We start from the raw sequence: 15,703 nt of genomic DNA on the forward strand, positions 1-15,703 counted from the left end.
ACGGGCATTAGCGTGGGACACGAGAGCCTCCGGGCGGTGCGGGACGTAGACACTCCTCACCTCACCCGGAGGCTCTCCTCGTCGTCAACGTCTACCTGTCACCAACGTCCAGGCCGAGTACATCTAGAGGCGAAGACCAGACGATCGCCATCCGGTCGCACCACGGACGACGCGGTGCGCAACGTCAGTTCTGGACACCCCAATTGCCAACACGAGGGTTACGAGCTCTGCGTCGCGGAACCACCGAGGTCGGCGACCTTCGTCATCACGGCCGAACGACCTCCCGCTGGCACGAGGCGCCTCACCTCATCCGCGTGCTCGGCCTGCGCCCCAGCCCAACGCTCCACGACCTCAGCGCTGTCCCACCGACGGATGATGACGAAGTGAGTCGGGTCCTGTTCGTCTTGCAGGACCATCCCCTCGCCGGCACCACCGAGTGCCGTGGCCACCCGGGCGAACCGCTGGAACGCCTCCACGAAGGCAGTCGGTTCGACGTCTCCGATCGACCATTCGCTGAAGGTCCAGCTGTCAGCCATCGTGCCCTCCTCGCCGAGTACAGTGCCCTGTCGTCAGGGCTTCTTCACGGTAGTCCTTCGAGGGGTCACGGCGGGTCCGTTCGTGCCCAAGGCGAGCAGGGGGTCGCTCGTGTGGCGGCCGCCCTTACCGGCCCCGGAGTCGACGACCGGGGGCCGTCAGCCAGGCAGCGAGCGCGGCTGGTGGCGCTCGAATCCGACTCGAGTCTCGACTCTGGGAGGACCTTGCCCCGTCAGGTGCTTGGGCCGTCAGCTCGTTCGACGCTCGTAGGGCTCGGGGTCGAAGGTCCCGAACCTCTCGCGGAACTCCGTGGCCCGACCGGGCCAGAGCAGGCTCTGACGACCGGTGCGAGGGTCGAGGTACCAGTTCGAGCAGCCGGAGGTCCACGCCTTGCCGACGCTGCGGGCCGCCATCTCCTGTGCGTAGCCGTCCTCTGCCGACGCGGACACCTCGAGGGCCGTGCCCGCCGGGATGTGGCGCAGCGCTCCCAGGACGTAGTCGATCTGGGTCTCGATCATCACCACGGCGGAGTTGTGGCTGAGGCTCGCGTTGGGCCCGTCGAGGATGAACATGTTCGGGAAGCCTCGGACCGTCGAGGAGGCGTACGCCTGCATCCCGTCCTTCCAGTGCTGCTCGAGCGTGTGGCCCTCGCGGCCGCGGACGATCCCTGCATAGGGCTGGCGGGTGGTGTGGAAGCCGGTGGCCAGGATCACCGCGTCGACCTCGTGACTCCTGTGCTCGGTGAGGACCGCATCCGGTCCGAAACCCGTCAAGGGACCCGTCACCGTGACGTGCGGCAGCGACACGGCACGGTAGTAGTCGTCGGAGAAGAGCACCCGCTTGCAGCCGAACTCGTGGTCCGGGGTGAGCCGTGCTCGCAGGTGGGTGTCCTCGACCTCGGCGGCGAGGTGCCCCAGGGCCCGGGACCTCGCCTCGGCGCGGGCGACGGGGTCGCCGACACGGGCGTCGTAGAGGCGCTCGGCCTCCGCGAACAGCTGAGCCCGCAGCGCGGCCAGCTCCTCCGGGTGCTCGGCGAAGCGGGCGCGCTCTCGCGCCCCGTACGCCACGTCCCCGCGAGGCAGGACGTACGGCGCGCTCCGTTGCAGGACGACGACCGACCGTGCGCGCTCGGCCACCTCGGGCAGCAGCTGGACCGCCGAGGCCCCGGTGCCGACGACGGCGACCCGTGCGCCGTCGAGATCGACCGAGTGGTCCCACGCCGACGAGTGGAAGGCCGGACCGTCGAACCTCCCGGGCACATCCGGCAGCCGCGGCGCCGTGAGGCGCCCGGCAGCCAGCACGAGGACGTCGGCGACGACGGGACCACGGGACGTCGTCAGGTGCCACCCGCTCTCGGACCAGACGGCCGACTCGACGTCCGTGCCGAGTCGGAGGTGCTCGCGGACCGGCTCGGCCGCGCGCTGGAGGTAGTCGCGGATCTCCCTCCCGGGTGCGAAGCGGCTGGAGAACGCAGGGTTCGGCAGGAAGGAGAAGCAGTAGAGGTGCGCCGGCACGTCGCAGGCGATGCCGGGATACGTGTTGTCCCGCCACGTGCCCCCGACGGAGGACGCCCGCTCGAGGACGACGAAGGAGTCCTCGCCCTGCGCCTGGAGCCGCAGCGCCGTGCCCAGCCCGGCGAAGCCGGCTCCGACCACGGCGACGCGCACCCTCATCCGTGCACCCTCATCCGTGCACCCTCATCCGCGCACTCACCGCGCGTCCTCACCGGGCCGACGTGCCGGCATACGTGGTCGTGCGCAGTCTGAGGGTGCGGCCCAGGGTGCGCGCGAGCCGACGGGCCGCCTCGACCGGCAGCTCACGCCCGAACTCGATGCCCGCCTCGGGAAGGACCCGACCGTCGAGCAGCGTGCCGCCGAGGTCGTCCGCGCCCGAGCGGAGGGCGGCCGCGGCGCCCTCGACGCCCAGGCGGGTCCACGGCGCCTGGTGGTGGTTGATACTGCCGTGCAGCACGAGGCGCGCGACCGCGTGGACGGCGCGGGCGTCGTCGAGGTCGGCCGTCGTGCCGGGCAGCGGCATCGGGACGAACTCGGTGAAGCCGCCGGTCTCGTCCTGGAGCGATCGCAGCCGCCGCAGGTGGGCCACGCGCTGGGGGAGCGTCTCGCCGTGGCCGTAGAACATCACCGACGTCGACCGCAGGCCCAGGGAGTGGGCCGTCCTGATCGACGTCAGCCACTGCGCCACCGGGAGGTCGGCGGGGAACGTCCGCGCCCGGTACTCCTCGTCGAGCAGCTTGACCCCGGTGCCGGGCACGGTGTCCACGCCCGACTCGGCGAGGGCACGGAGGTGGTCCTCGAGAGAGCGACCGGTGCGACGGGCACCATCGACCACGTCGGCCGGCCGGAACGCGTGCAGGTGGATGTCCGGAGCACCGCGCTTCACCGCCAAGGCGATTCGCTCGTAGACGTCGTCCGGGGCGTCGGCCGGAGCCGTGCCCTGGATGCAGATCTCGGTCGCGCCGAGATCCCAGGCGTCGGCGGCGACGTGCTCGACGAGGTCGGGGTCGACGCACACGTCCGAGCCGAGGTTGCGGTTGACGACGAGGCTCACCGTGGCGCCGACGGCCGAGCGCCGCAGGTCGTCGGCCAGCGCCGCGAGACGGTCGAGCTCGTCGCCCCGAGCCCCGAGGAGCGCGCTGTAGTCGGCGTCGGAGAGTCCCGTCGGGTCGGCGGCTGCCCGGCTCACCAGGTCCGTGGCGCCGCTGCGCGGGCTCGGCCCGGCAGGCATGGCGGGCCCGGCAGGCACGCCAGGCCCGGTGCGAGGTCGTCGCGGCCCCGTCGTGGCGCTCGCTGCGAGGACGGCCTCATGCAGCCCCGCGTCGATCCACCGGTCGCGGTCGTCGACGTAGGGCTGGTGGACGGTCAGCCGCTGCCGCAGCGTGAATCCCGCGTCGCGAGTGAGCCGGTCGAGGTCGTCGAGCCGCGGCCAGGGCCGTTCCGGGTTGACGTGGTCAGCGGTCAGGGGGCTCACCCCGCCCCAGTCGTCGACGCCGGCGGCGACGAGTGCGACCAGCTTAGCCGGGTCGCTGAGGTTCGGTGGCGCCTGGATGCGCATGTCGGCTCCGAGGACGACCCGCGCCGTCGCCACCGCCGCGAGGTACTCGTCCGTGCCGGCGTCGTCGACGTCCTGCATGGCCGTGGCCGGCTTGGCGCGGAAGTTCTGGATGATCACCTCCTGCAGGTGCCCGTGTCGCTCGTGCACGTCGCGCAGCGCGATCAGCGACTCGGCGCGGTCCTGCACGGACTCGCCGATGCCGACCAGCAGGCCGGTGGTGAAGGGCACGCGAGCCAGCCCGGCGTCCTCGAGCACGGCCAGGCGCACCTCGGGGTCCTTGTCGGGGGAGCCGAAGTGTGCTCCGCCCGGCTGCTCGAAGATCTCGCGCGACGTCGTCTCGAGCATCATCCCCATCGACGGCGCGGTGGGCCGCAGCGCCTGGAGCTCGGCGAGGCTCATCACCCCGGGGTTGAGGTGGGGGAGCAGCCCCGTCTCAGCTGTGATCCGGCGGGCGAGGTGCCCGACGTAGGCGAGCGTGGAGTCGAAGCCGTGCTCCTGCAGCCACTCACGCGCGACGTCCCACCGCTCCTCGGGGCGGTCGCCCAGCGTGAGCAGCGCCTCCTTGCAGCCGAGCGCGGCACCTTGGTGCGCGACCGCGAGGACCTGATCCTCGGAGAGGTAGGGGGACAGCCCCTTACGGGTCAGCTTGGCCGGGGTGTCGACGAAGGTGCAGTAGTGGCAGCGGTCCCGGCAGAGCGTCGTGACCGGGATGAAGACCTTGGGGGAGTAGGTGATGACCCGGTCGCGGCCTGCGCGGCGGAGGCCCTCGTCGCGCAGGTCGGCAGCGCGGGCCATGAGGCCGGTGAGGTCCTCGCCGCGGGCGGACAGCATCGCAACCAGCTCGGTGACCTCTTGGCGCACGGCATCTCCCATCACACTTCTTCACGGAACCGTGACGGTCGGTGTCTGCGGTACGCGGGTCTCCCATTCCACACCATCGTCCCGGGAGTCGTTCACGACCCTGCGGTTCGGGAGCAGGGAGGCCGCGTATGCCGTGTCGCCCGGTCGAGCGCGCCGCCTCCCGGGAGCCCCCGTGCTTGACTGCGTGCGTGCCAGTGCTCGAGGACGTGCAGGCGACCTATCGCCACTTCGCCGTGTACGCCGCGGGCAACTCTCCCTGCTTCGAGCAGTGGGCGCTCGGGGTCGCCGACGACCTCGCGGTCCTGCGGTGGCTGGCGCGGCTCCCGGAGCCGAAACGCCAGCCGAACCTCGTCTTCGCCGCGGCGCGCTGGCACGGCCTCACCGCCCCGGCGCCCTACGCGGAGCTCCGCGCGGCGCTCCTCGGGGACACCGGCCGGATCAGGCGCACGATCCTCGAGCGCGCCACCCAGACGAACGAGGTCGGCAGGCTGGCGACCCTGGTGCCGGCCTTCGCGAGCCTCCCGGGTGACGGCCCGCTGGGGCTGCTCGAGGTGGGGGCGAGCGCAGGGCTCTGCCTCTACCCCGACCGGTGGTCCTACGCGTGGGGCACCGACGACGGGACCCGGACGGCCGGGTCGGAGGCCCGGACCCTTTACGCCGACGTCTCGGGTCCGGCTCCGCTTCCGGACGACGTGCCACTCGTCGCCTGGCGCGGCGGCATCGACCTCAACCCGCTCGACGCCGCCGACCCCGAGACCCGCCGTTGGCTGCTGACCCTCGTCTGGCCCGAGCACGAGGACCGGCGGGCGCGGCTCGAGGAGGCGCTGGGCATCGCGCGCCGCGAACGGCCCGACCTCCGCCGCGGCGACCTGCTGCACGAGCTGCCCGACCTCGCCGCAGAGGCCCTGGCCGAGCTGCCCGGGGACGGCAGGCTCCTCGTCTTCCACTCCGCCGTGATCACCTACCTCGACGTGCCGGGCCGTGAGCGGTTCGCCGCCCTGATGCAGGACCTGCTCACGGACCCGCGAGTGCACTGGGTCAGCAACGAGCGACCCCGCACGCTCCCGGCGGTCACGGGCAGTGGTCCCCCGCCACCGCCGGGGCGCTACGTCCTCGGCGTCGACGGGCGCGCCGTCGGCCACACGCACCAGCACGGGCGGGGTCTGCACTGGTGGGCTCCGTCGTCCGTCGGCTGAGCCCGTCTCGCCGCACCGCCCGACCGCTCACTGACCGTCGCCAGCTCCCCGTCGGCCTCAAGGACTCGTGGTGGCGACCCGCGGAAACGTCTCGGGGAGAGGGGAACTCGACTCGTGCGGTCAGCGTCGAGGCGACCTGCCCTCGACCCGACGCGCAGAGATGCGGCGCTGGGATACCCACCCGAGGGCCGCGAGGACCAGCCACAGCAGCACGTCCACCACCGCGAGGTAGGTCTCGTCCGGTGCCCTGAGCCACGCGAGCCCCTCGACCGACCGTCCGAGGCCGCAGAGGACGAGCCCCGCGCCGCCGAGAGCGGTGAGGACGAGGAGGACCTTGACGCTCCACCGGGCCGCCAGCCAGCCGCCGAGCACGCCGACCGCGGCGACGAAGACGAGCCCGACCACAACGTTCCCGCCACCCGGCTCGAGCATCGCGTAGGCGCGTGCGCCGACGACCGCGCCTGCGAGGGCGCCCACGAAGAACGAGGCCGTCTTGAAGACCAGCCGGACGAGGACCCAGGCCGCGACGGCGCCGGCGGCGGCCACGAGCAGGGTGGTCCCGGTGGAGGCACCGACGGTGTCGACGAGCAGCCAGACGAGACCGAAGGCCGACACGAGGACGGCGGCGTTCAGGGAGGCGATGCCGGCGAAGCAGAGGACGGCGCCGACCGCGGCGACGACCCATCCACTCATGACGCGCCCCCGTCGGGTGTGTCCATCTGACGCAGGCCGCCCCGGCCCGGGCACGCGGGAAGTGACCGCAGGTGGGGGAGGCTCGGCGCGCTCATGCTGGGATCGCACCACGGGAGGCGGGGCAGTGACGTCATCCGTCGGGGGTGAAGCGAGCGGGCACGACGTGCTGGCCCGGAGCGGCGCCTCACCCGTGGCATACGCCCCCGAGGGTCGCGACCGCGCAGCCCCGCAGTCGATCCCTTCGGCGCTCGACCGCAGCACGGGCTCCCGGTTCGCATCACGCGAGTGCCCGCGGGACGGGCACCTGGCTGCGACGATGGCGGTATGCCGAAGCCGACGCCGAGGGACGCGACGGGACGCTCGTCAGGTGACCGGGCCCAGACCTACCGGGTGCTCGGCGAGAGCGCCTGGCGCTGGGTCCTCGAGCACGTCGAGTGGGACGACGACGGGCCCTGGATCCCGGACTCCGCCGATCTCACGGGAGGCCCTGCGGTGCGACCGCAGTTCCCGCAGGGCCTGCACAGCGGGGTCTCCGGCCTCGTCCACGCCCTCGCCGAGATCAGGCTCACGCGCGCGTGGACCGACGCGGAGGTGCGTCTCGTCGACGGCGTCGTCTCGCGCCTGCGCGCCGAGACCCCGACCGCGACGGACGCCTCCTACTTCGACGGGCTCTCGAGCACGGTCGGGACGCTCGTCGCCGCCGGCGCCGGGGGTGGGGCCGGCCGGGACCACGAGGCTCCCGCCACGCACCTCGCCGCCGTGGACACGGCCCTGCACCGGCTGCTCGAGCTGCACACTACGGACGGCTGGCCCACCGAGGCCGCGGGCCCTCCGCGCCACACGCCCGACGCGCGCGTGCACGACGCGACGCTGGGCACCGCCGGCGTCCTGCTCGCCGCGGTCTGGGCCTCGCGTCACGGCGCCGCGGCCGGGCCCGAGCTCGCGAACCGCTGCGTCGACGTGCTCGTCGCCGAGGCCGAGCCGGCGGCCGACGGCCTGAACTGGCCGATGGTCGCGGACCGCCACCGGCTGCGCCCGCGACACGACATGCCGAACTGGTCCCACGGGTTGGCGGGCATCGCGACAGCGCTGGCCGTCGCCGGTGACGCCCTGGACCGTCCGGACGTCGTCGAGACCGCCAGGAGAGGGGCGGAGCACCTCGTGGGCCTCCGGGTCCCGGGCCACCCCGGGCTGGCCCTGCCTCACCTCGTGCCCCCGGCTCCTGAGCTCGGGCTCGAGCCCATTGCCTACGGATGGTGCCACGGCCCGGCCGGGACCTCGCTGCTGTTCCTCGCCCTCGACTCGGCGGGCGTGACGGAGGTCGCGGGGGAGCACCCCCTCACCTGGCACCGGCGGTCCCTGGACGCCCTGCACGCCTCCGGCATACCCGAGCGGCTGCGGCCGGGCTTCTGGGACAACGACGGCCGCTGCTGCGGCTCGGCGGGAGTCGGCGACGCGCTCCTCGACGCGTGGACGAGCCTCGGGGAGCCGGCGGACCTCGAGCTCGCCGTCCGCCTGGGTGACGCGTGCGTCGACCACGCCGTCGTCGAGGGCGATCGCGCCTACTGGCGGTTCGTCGAGCACCGCGACGACGAACCGCTGCTGCCGCCCGGCCTCGGGTGGATGCAGGGGGCGGCGGGCATCGCTGCCTACCTCTTCCGGCTGGCGCGCGTGGTCGACAGCGGCGGTCGTGGCGTGTCCGGGGACAGCGGCCGGCCTGCGGCGGTCGGGCGGATGGACACCTGGTGGGCGTCACAGCCGCGTCAGGGGCAGGGTCCCGCGAGGGGCTGAGTCGTCTGGGTCACCCCGGCAGCCGTGAGCGCCGAGGCTCCCCGCGTCACAGCGGCCGCAGGACTCCGGGCGCCCTGAGTCCGTGTGACATCGGTGGGAGATCGGCCCAGTGGGGTGGGATGAGGAACCGGTCGCGCGGTTGGTGCTCGTAGTAGCCGGCCACCTGCGGCAAGGGGGTCTTGCGGATCTGCCACGAGCGGCCCTGGTCGAGGCTGACGACGAGCTGGTCCTGGTCCAGGGCGACGCCCTGGTAGTACGCGACCTCGCAGCTCGGGCCGCCCTCCGCCATGGTGGTGGAGAGCGGGGCGTCGGGCAGGTCGGCCGTCGCGAACGAGCCGTCGCGTTGCTGGATGACCAGTCGGGTCCTGACGCCGATCCCGGAGAGACCCCACAGGCCACAGCCCGGGCTCGTCGGGAGGGCCCACCGCGTGTCGGGCACGTCGGGGGTCGCGAGTCTCGCCAGCGTGCGCGCTCGCGTGTCGAGGGTGCACACGCCGACCTGGTCGGCGCACTCGATGCCGGGGAGTCCGAAGGGACCGGTGACGGGTCGGTCGAGCACGGTGAGCGCGGTCGGTCGGCTCATCGTCGCCGACAGGAGGTAGGGCCCGGGGTCCTGGTGCGCCCAGTACCAGAGGCCGGGTCCGACCTCACGGAGCAGACCGCCCCCGGCGCGGGACGGCTGATCGAGTGCGTCGGTGACCGCCGCGACCGCCACGAGCCGGTGGCCCGCGCCGTCGACGACGGCGATCGCCTCGCGGCCGAGGCAGTCGTGGTGCGGTCCGGGGTTCGGGCAGCGCTTCCACACCGTCAGCAGGGTCCGGGGATCGGTGCGGGAGGCGAGCTGCTTGACGACGAAGGCGTCCGGCCGGCCGACGATCTCGTCGGCGGTCCAGTCCGGCACGAGCAGCCGCGGTGCCGGACGAGCCGGTACCTCCCGGTGGCGCAGCTGGCTCACACCGGCGATCGCCAGGGTGAGGGCCAGGACGGCGGCGACCGCGGCCGCGACGGCAACGGCGGCGCGGCGCCGGTGGGCGAGGCGCCGGCTGGCCAGCATGGCGTCGAAGGGGGGCTGGTCGACCGACCGCTCGGTGTCTCGGGCGAAGCTGCGCAGGTCAGTCACGGTCAGCCTCCTCTCGCTCGCTGAGGTAGGCGGCCATCTGGGCCCGGGCCCGGGCGAGTCGGGCCTTGACGGTGCCTTCCGGGACGGACAGCTCGTGCGCGATCTGCGCGACGCTCAGGTCGGCGATGTAGTAGAGCACTGCGGTGAGGCGTACCTGCTCAGCGAGCCGGCCGAGGGCGCGTACGACCTCGACGTGGTCCTCGGGCGCCTGCGCCCCGAGGTCGAGGCCCAGACCCGCCCGCAGCTTCGGCAGGACACGAGCCGTGACCCTCGCCCGGCGCCAGCGGTGGCGCACCAGGTTCAGTGCCACCGCCCGCAGCCAGGCCTCCTTGTTGGAGGCCTCGGTGAAGGCGGCGCGATGCGTCCACGCGGTCAGGAACGACTCCTGCACGACGTCCTCCGCCTCGGCCCGGTTGCCGCACAGGGCCACCATCTGGGTCACGAGGCGTCGGTAGGACACGTCGTACACCACGCGCAGCGTGTCGCCGTCGTCGTCCATGTGCTGCCACCTGCCGAATCCACGATGGGGTCCCACTTGAACGATCCTCCAGCGGCGGCTCCGGTTGCCCTGGTTGGCCGATCAGGACCACTGAGACCGTCAGAGCGGACGCAGGGGACCGGGGTGCTCGAGCGGGCCGGTCATCGCGGGCAGGTCCGCCCACCTCGGAGACAGGAGGAACCTGAGGTGTGGGCGCTCCTCGACGAGACCGGTGTCGTGGGGCACCGGTGACCGTCGGCTCTGCCAGGTCCGGCCCTGGTCGAGGCTGACGACGAGCTGGTCCCTCACCGACGTGGTGGGGATGCCCTCGTAGTACGCCACCTCACAATGTCGGCCGCCCTCGGCCATGGTCGTCGCGTCACGGTCCTCGGGCAGGTCGGCGCCGGCGAAGGAGCCGTCTCGTTGCTGGATCACGAGTCGCAGGTTGCCGCCCACCCCTGCCAGGCCCCAGAGCCCGCAGCCCGCCGCGGTCGGAGTCGCCCAGCGGGTGTCGGGGATCTGGGGAACGGCGAGCCGCTCGAGGGTCCGTGCACGAAGGTTGAGGGTGCACAGCCCCACCCGGTCCGCACACTCGATGCTCGGCACGCCGAAGGTGTGGGTGTAACGGTGGTCGAGGACGGTCAGGTCCGCAGCCTGGTGCATGGTCGGCGAGAGGAGGTACGGCCCCGGTGCCACGTGGGCCCAGTACCAGAGCCCGTCGCCGACCTCGCGGAGCAACCCGTCGTCGCCCAGCGAGGGCTGCTGCCGGGACCCGGTCACCGCGCCGAGCGTGACGAGCCGGTGCTCGGAGGCGTCCACCACGGCGATGGCTTCGCGGCCGAAGCAGTCGTGGTCGGCCCGAGGCTCGGTGCAGCGCTTCCACACCGTCAAGGTCGTGCTCGGTTGGGTGCGGGACTGGAGCTGGGTGACGACGAAGGCCTCGGGGTGTCCGACGATCTGGTCGGCCGTCCAACCGGGGACGAGGATCGGCGACTGCGCCCCGGGCGGGAGCTGTCGTGGAGCCAGCCGAGCCAGGCCGGTGACGGCAAGGGCCACTGCCAGGGCTGCGGTGAGAGCGAGGGCCGCAGCGGCGGCCGAGTGACGCCGGCGGGCACGGCGCCGTCGCGAGACCACCTCCTCGAAAGGCAGCAGTACGACCGTCCTGTCGGTCTTTCGGGCGAATTCGACCAAGCCGCAAGGGCTGTCGTCCTCCCGGTCGAAGAGGTCTCGTGCCAGCTGCGCACGGCCTCGAGCCAGGCGTGACCGGGTCGTCCCCTCGGAGATGCCCAGCTCTGTTGAGATCTGCCCCGTGCTGAGGCCCGCGACGTAGTGCAGGACGACGGCGACGCGAACGGGCAGACTCAGCTGGCTCAACGCATATACGACCGTGACCTGGTCGTCGGCTGTCTCGGCGCCGAGGTCGATGTCGGGTTCGGGCCTCGACCGCGTCGCTCCCAGGACCGGGAGCAGCGCCCTGGGTGAGCGCCGGACCCGGCCGAGGGCGACGCTCCGCAGCCACGCGTCCTTGCCGGGTGCCTCGAGGAAGTCGGTGCGATGGGTCCGCGCCTCGAGGAAGGCATCCTGCGCCGCGTCCTCTGCCTCGGAACGGTTGCCGCAGAGTGCCACGAGCTGGGTCACCAGACGTGCGTAGGACCGCTCGTAGACCGACCGGACCACGTCGTCTCCGCGCATCTGGCCCACCTCCCCGGATCTCTGACGCGGCTCCTGAAAGAGCCTGCAGACACACGATCCCCGGGGCCCTGTCTCGGTTGCATCCCGTCAGGCAAAAGGCGCCTCAGGACCGGTTTCGTCCCGAGTTGTAGACGTCGAGGCCGAAGCGGTTGAGGCCGGGGGTCTGGGCGTAGCCGAGGTGGGGCAGCCGGAAGATGTCCTCGATGGAGGCCAGCAGCGAGTAGTGGTTGTAGCTGGTGGTGCTCCACGTGTTCGGCTTGGTGTAGCGCGAGAGGACGAGCGCGCCGATGCGGCCGCCGCCGGGGCCGGTGATGCCGGGCAGGGCGGCGTTGGGGCCGGGGCCCTCGTTGCAGCAGGCGGTGGCGTCGCTGTGGGGTCCGTCGGACTCGTCGGAGGTGATGACGAGCATCCCGTCGGCCTTGTACGCCGGGGAGGCCAGGATCTTGGGCACCCAGACCTTCATCCACTCGTCGACGCTGGTCAGTCCGCCGGGCTGGCCGTCGACGCAGGGGGAGTCGTGGCCGTCGTGGCACAGGTTCGGCGTGATGTAGCTGAGGTTGGGAGTAGTGGTGGCCGAGGCGAGGTCCGCGGTGAGCGCGTCGAGGCCCACGACGTGCTGGGCGCAGCTGGGCGAGTCGGTGATGGAGGAGAAGTACATGAAGGGGTTGTGCCGCACGGCGTACTGGTGGCCGACGGTGGCCTTCTGCGTCGGGTCCACGGTGTCGAGCGCCGGGTGCTCGCAGGGCGTGGCCATGTCCTCCATGTAGCCCTTCCACGTCAGCTTCTGGGCGTTCAGCTGGCCGGTGAGGTTGGGCACCGAGGTCGGGAAGACGCAGCCGGTGCCGACGGCCTGTGCGGGGCTGGCGTTGCCGGTGCCGGTGAACGGGGAGTAGCTCTGGCAGTCGGACTGCATCTGGGTGTTGGGGCCCTGGCCGGAGATCTGGGCGACGTAGTTGGGTTGGGAGTTGTGGGCGGTGCCGTAGTAGGTGTCGAGCAGCACGCCTTGGGAGCGGAGGGTCTGGGAGAGGTAGGGGGCGGCCGAGCCGGGTCCCCAGGTCTTGTCGTAGCCCTTGTTCTCGATGTTGATGACGAAGACGTGCTTGATCGGGGGCACGTATGCCGTGGTGCTCGGCGACGCGTCGCTCGCCGAGGAAGCGCTCGGCGTGGAGTCGCTGGACGTGGTGTCGCTCGACGCGGATCCTCGCAGCCCGAAGCCGACCAGGACGAGTGCCGCGGCGCCCAGCGCCAGCAGCGACCTGCGGGTTCGGCGCGCGGTGGGAACGGTGCGTGTCATGAAGGCTCCCTCCGTCGGCCCCGGCCGTGGTCCTCGGCTGGTTCCATTCTGACTCCTCGGGGCACGCTGCGGCCGCTGGTGCGCCGAACCCCGGCCCGGAGCAGGTGCAGCAGTCGATGGTCGCCACGAGTTGCCTTGCGCGGCAACGGTGCTCGCTGCGGTCAGCCCGCTCCCAGCGCGCGCACAGTGCGTTCGACGGCGGGGCGGACGTCGAGGTCCGGGTCGACGGTGAGCCGGTGCAGGAGCAGCCCGTCAGCCAGGGCCATGAGGGCTCGGGCCGCGGGGACCGGGTCGGCGATGCCCACGGCGTCGAGCAGGTGCTCGGTCCACTCCTCGAACACGCGGCGCTGGCGCCGCAGCGGCTCGCCGAGATCTCGGTCGTGCGCCAGTTCGAGGAAGAGCGCGTACCGCGCGCGGGTTCGTGTGGCCCACGGCCCACTCTGCAGCTCGATCATGGCGCACAGACCGTCGACCAGCCCGTCGGGGCCGATGACGGCGGGCCAAGTGCCGGGAGCGAAGTCGGCGCGTTCGCGCTCGGCGACCCAGTCGACGAGGCCGCCGAGCAGTGCGCGTCTGGTGCGGAACCAGTTCGAGGTCGAGCCCGGCGGGAGGCCGGCCCGCGCGTCGACCCGCGCGTGGCTCAGGGCGCGCACGCCCTCTGCGCCGAGCAGCTCGACGGCCGCCTCGAGAGCACGTTCGCGCGTGGCCGCCGCCATGGACACTCCTTCGTCGAACGCTCTACTATGAACATAGTAGCCATCGTTCGCAGGGGGCCGTCATGACCGCGTCCGAGCCGCAGGACCTCCGTCCCGTCGACGTCTCAGCCTGGTGGCCCCAGCTGCCCCCGGCCCCCGGCTTCGACCACCTCGTCGTCGAGACACATGGGGTGCGCACCCATGTGGCGACCAACGGTGACGGTGACCCGGTGGTCCTGCTCCACGGCTTCCCCGAGCACTGGTGGCAGTGGCACGCCGTCGGCCCGGTCATCGCGGCAGCCGGGCACCGGGTCATCTGTCCCGACCTGCGTGGCGCCGGCTGGACCGTGGCCGAGGACCCGGGAGTGGAGCGCGAGACGCGACTGCGCGACCTGGTCGCCGTGCTCGACGCCCTCGGCGTCGACGAGGCTCACGTCGTCGCCCACGACATGGGCGTCGTCACCGCGATGCAGCTGACCTACGACCACCCCGAGCGGGTCCGGACGGCGGTGCAGCTCTCCGTGCCCCCGGGCTTCATGGCCTTCAGCCCCAGGCTGCTCCGGGGCTTCGAGCACCTGCCGGCGTTCCTGTGGCACCGTCCCGGGGCCTCACTGCGAGGGATCTTCTCCGAGAGGTACTGCGCGGTGCCGATGGCGCAGACGACCGTCGACGCCCATCTCGCGCCCCTGGCCCGGACCGACATCGATGCCTCGGTGCGTCCGCTCTATCGCCGGATGGTCCTGCCCGAGGGCCTCCGGATGATGAGCGGGGTCTACCGCCGGCGCCGGCTCACGGTCCCGACCCTCGTGGTGCTCGGTCGACGCGACCACCCGTGGACCGAGGACCTGATGGGGCGGATCTGTCCGGCTCCCGAGCGGTACGCCGACAGCCTCGAGTTCGCCTACGTCGACGACGCCGCGCACTTCGTCACCGACGACGCCCCGGACGCCGTGGCGCAGCTCGCGCTCGACTGGATCGAGCGGGCTGCCTGACGTCGGTCAGGACGGAGCCGGCGTCAGGCCGTCACTCGGCTGCGTCCTGGTGCCACGTCTCGAGGTGGACGGCCTCGGCGACGTGGCGCAGGGAGGCGAGGGTCTCGGGCGTCACGTGGTCGTCGGTGTCGGTCACGACGTAGCCGAGCTCACCGCGGGTGGCGAGCGACTGGCCGATGACGTTGGCGCCCGCCTCGGCGAGGGTGCGGTTGATCGAGGCCAGCACCCCCGGGACGTTGCGGTGCAGCAGGGCGATCCGGAAGGAGCCCTCGCGGGGCGCCGGGGCGACGTCGGGCAGGTTCACCGACAGGGCGGTGGCACCGTCGAGGATGTACGCGGACAGCTTGCTGGACACGAAGGTGCCGATCTCCTCCTGGGCCTCCTCCGTCGAGCCGCCGACGTGGGGGGTGAGGATGACGTTGTCGAGGCCGCGCAGGGGCGACTCGAAGAGGTCGCCCTGGGCCTTGGGCTCGACCGGGAAGACGTCGATGGCGGCGCCGGACAGGTGTCCGCTGAGGATGTGCTCGCGCAGGGCCAGGTCGTCGACGACCATGCCGCGCGAGGCGTTGATGAAGACCGCGCCGGGCTTCATCCTGGCGAACTGCTCGCCCCCGAAGAGGCCCGCGTTGCCCGGCCGCCCGTCGACGTGGAGGCTGACGACGTCGGACTCCTCGAGCAGCTCCTCGAGCGAGCCCATGCGCTGGGCGTTGCCGTGGGCGAGGCGGTCGGCGGTGTCGAAGAAGGCGACCCTCATGCCGATGGCCTCGGCCATGTTGGACAGCTGGGTGCCGATGTTGCCGTAGCCGACGATGCCCAGCGTGCGGCCGCGGGTCTCGTAGGCGCCCTTGGCGGACTTGTCCCAGACGCCGTCGTGCATGCGCTGGGTCTTCTCGGGCAGCCGTCGGGCCAGGGCGAGGATCTCGCCGATGACGAGCTCGACGACGCTGCGGGTGTTCGAGAACGGGGCGTTGAAGACGCCGATGCCGAGCTCGGTGGCACGGGTCAGGTCGACCTGGTTGGTGCCGATGCAGAAGCACCCGATGGCGCGCAGGTCGGGGCAGGCGTCGAGCACGGCGCGGGTGACCTTGGTGTTGGACCGGATCCCGACGACGGTGACGCCCTTCAGGGCCTCGATCAGCTCCGCCTCACCCAGGGAGCCCGACCGCGCCTCGACCTCTAAGCCGTGGCGGCGGAACGTCTCCTGCGCAACGGCGTGGACGTTCTCCAGCAGCAGCACCTTCACGCGTGTCTTCTCCTCGTCGTCGAGACTGTCGGTCGACCCGCC

General features: G+C 72.4%; 13 protein-coding genes. 3 read left to right on the forward strand and 10 right to left on the reverse strand.

Annotated elements, in window-relative coordinates; translation table 11 throughout:
* Positions 1-218: 218 nt before the first annotated feature.
* From ABD297_RS17955 to cofG, 3 genes are all read right to left on the reverse strand, one after another.
* Positions 219-536 carry an antibiotic biosynthesis monooxygenase gene (locus tag ABD297_RS17955; RefSeq protein ID WP_344256436.1) on the reverse strand — a complete coding sequence of 106 codons (318 nt, stop codon included), beginning with the start codon at positions 534-536 and terminating at the stop codon, positions 219-221.
* A gap of 246 nt (positions 537-782) precedes the next feature.
* A complete protein-coding gene (locus tag ABD297_RS17960) occupies positions 783-2,207 on the reverse strand; it encodes a flavin-containing monooxygenase (protein WP_344256437.1) in 1,425 nt (474 codons plus the stop codon).
* Positions 2,208-2,256: 49 nt separating this feature from the next.
* The gene (cofG, locus tag ABD297_RS17965; protein ID WP_344256438.1) at positions 2,257-4,479 is read right to left on the reverse strand and encodes a 7,8-didemethyl-8-hydroxy-5-deazariboflavin synthase CofG; all 2,223 of its coding nucleotides are present in this window, start codon (positions 4,477-4,479) and stop codon (positions 2,257-2,259) included.
* A gap of 176 nt (positions 4,480-4,655) precedes the next feature.
* On the opposite strand from cofG, the gene ABD297_RS17970 reads away from it, so the two are divergent.
* Positions 4,656-5,663 (forward strand): DUF2332 domain-containing protein, encoded by a 1,008-nt coding sequence (locus ABD297_RS17970; protein WP_344256439.1) that lies wholly within the window; start codon positions 4,656-4,658, stop codon positions 5,661-5,663.
* Positions 5,664-5,783: 120 nt separating this feature from the next.
* On the opposite strand, the gene ABD297_RS17975 is transcribed toward ABD297_RS17970, so the two are convergent.
* A complete protein-coding gene (locus ABD297_RS17975; protein ID WP_344256440.1) occupies positions 5,784-6,356 on the reverse strand; it encodes a DUF4203 domain-containing protein in 573 nt (190 codons plus the stop codon).
* A 324-nt stretch (positions 6,357-6,680) separates the two neighbouring features.
* Here ABD297_RS17975 and ABD297_RS17980 point away from each other — a divergent pair, with 324 nt between their 5' ends.
* Positions 6,681-8,147 carry a lanthionine synthetase LanC family protein gene (locus ABD297_RS17980; protein WP_344256441.1) on the forward strand — a complete coding sequence of 489 codons (1,467 nt, stop codon included), beginning with the start codon at positions 6,681-6,683 and terminating at the stop codon, positions 8,145-8,147.
* A 46-nt stretch (positions 8,148-8,193) separates the two neighbouring features.
* Here ABD297_RS17980 and ABD297_RS17985 read toward each other — a convergent pair whose 3' ends face one another.
* The 5 genes from ABD297_RS17985 to ABD297_RS18005 all read right to left on the reverse strand — a co-directional run bounded on the left by ABD297_RS17985 (position 8,194) and on the right by ABD297_RS18005 (position 13,447).
* Positions 8,194-9,267, reverse strand: coding sequence for a hypothetical protein (locus tag ABD297_RS17985; protein WP_344256442.1), 1,074 nt, complete (start codon positions 9,265-9,267; stop codon positions 8,194-8,196).
* Positions 9,260-9,766, reverse strand: a complete 507-nt coding sequence (locus tag ABD297_RS17990) for an RNA polymerase sigma factor (RefSeq protein WP_344256443.1) — start codon at positions 9,764-9,766, stop codon at positions 9,260-9,262. The genes ABD297_RS17985 and ABD297_RS17990 overlap by 8 nt, the downstream gene beginning before the upstream one ends.
* A 99-nt stretch (positions 9,767-9,865) precedes the next feature.
* A complete protein-coding gene (locus ABD297_RS17995; protein WP_344256444.1) occupies positions 9,866-11,437 on the reverse strand; it encodes an RNA polymerase sigma factor in 1,572 nt (523 codons plus the stop codon).
* 103 nt (positions 11,438-11,540) lie between these two features.
* Positions 11,541-12,731, reverse strand: a complete 1,191-nt coding sequence (locus ABD297_RS18000; protein ID WP_344256446.1) for an alkaline phosphatase family protein — start codon at positions 12,729-12,731, stop codon at positions 11,541-11,543.
* A gap of 161 nt (positions 12,732-12,892) precedes the next feature.
* Positions 12,893-13,447 (reverse strand): TetR/AcrR family transcriptional regulator, encoded by a 555-nt coding sequence (locus ABD297_RS18005; protein ID WP_344256447.1) that lies wholly within the window; start codon positions 13,445-13,447, stop codon positions 12,893-12,895.
* 62 nt (positions 13,448-13,509) lie between these two features.
* Between ABD297_RS18005 and ABD297_RS18010 the strand changes: the two genes are divergently transcribed.
* On the forward strand, positions 13,510-14,418 hold the full coding sequence (locus ABD297_RS18010) for an alpha/beta fold hydrolase (RefSeq protein WP_344256448.1): 909 nt from the start codon (positions 13,510-13,512) through the stop codon (positions 14,416-14,418).
* Positions 14,419-14,449: 31 nt separating this feature from the next.
* On the opposite strand, the gene serA is transcribed toward ABD297_RS18010, so the two are convergent.
* The gene (gene serA / locus ABD297_RS18015) at positions 14,450-15,661 is read right to left on the reverse strand and encodes a phosphoglycerate dehydrogenase (RefSeq protein WP_344256449.1); all 1,212 of its coding nucleotides are present in this window, start codon (positions 15,659-15,661) and stop codon (positions 14,450-14,452) included.
* Between the last annotated feature and the right edge of the window lie 42 nt (positions 15,662-15,703).

The sequence above is a fragment of the Terrabacter carboxydivorans genome, assembly GCF_039532035.1.
Lineage (GTDB): Bacteria > Actinomycetota > Actinomycetes > Actinomycetales > Dermatophilaceae > Terrabacter > Terrabacter carboxydivorans.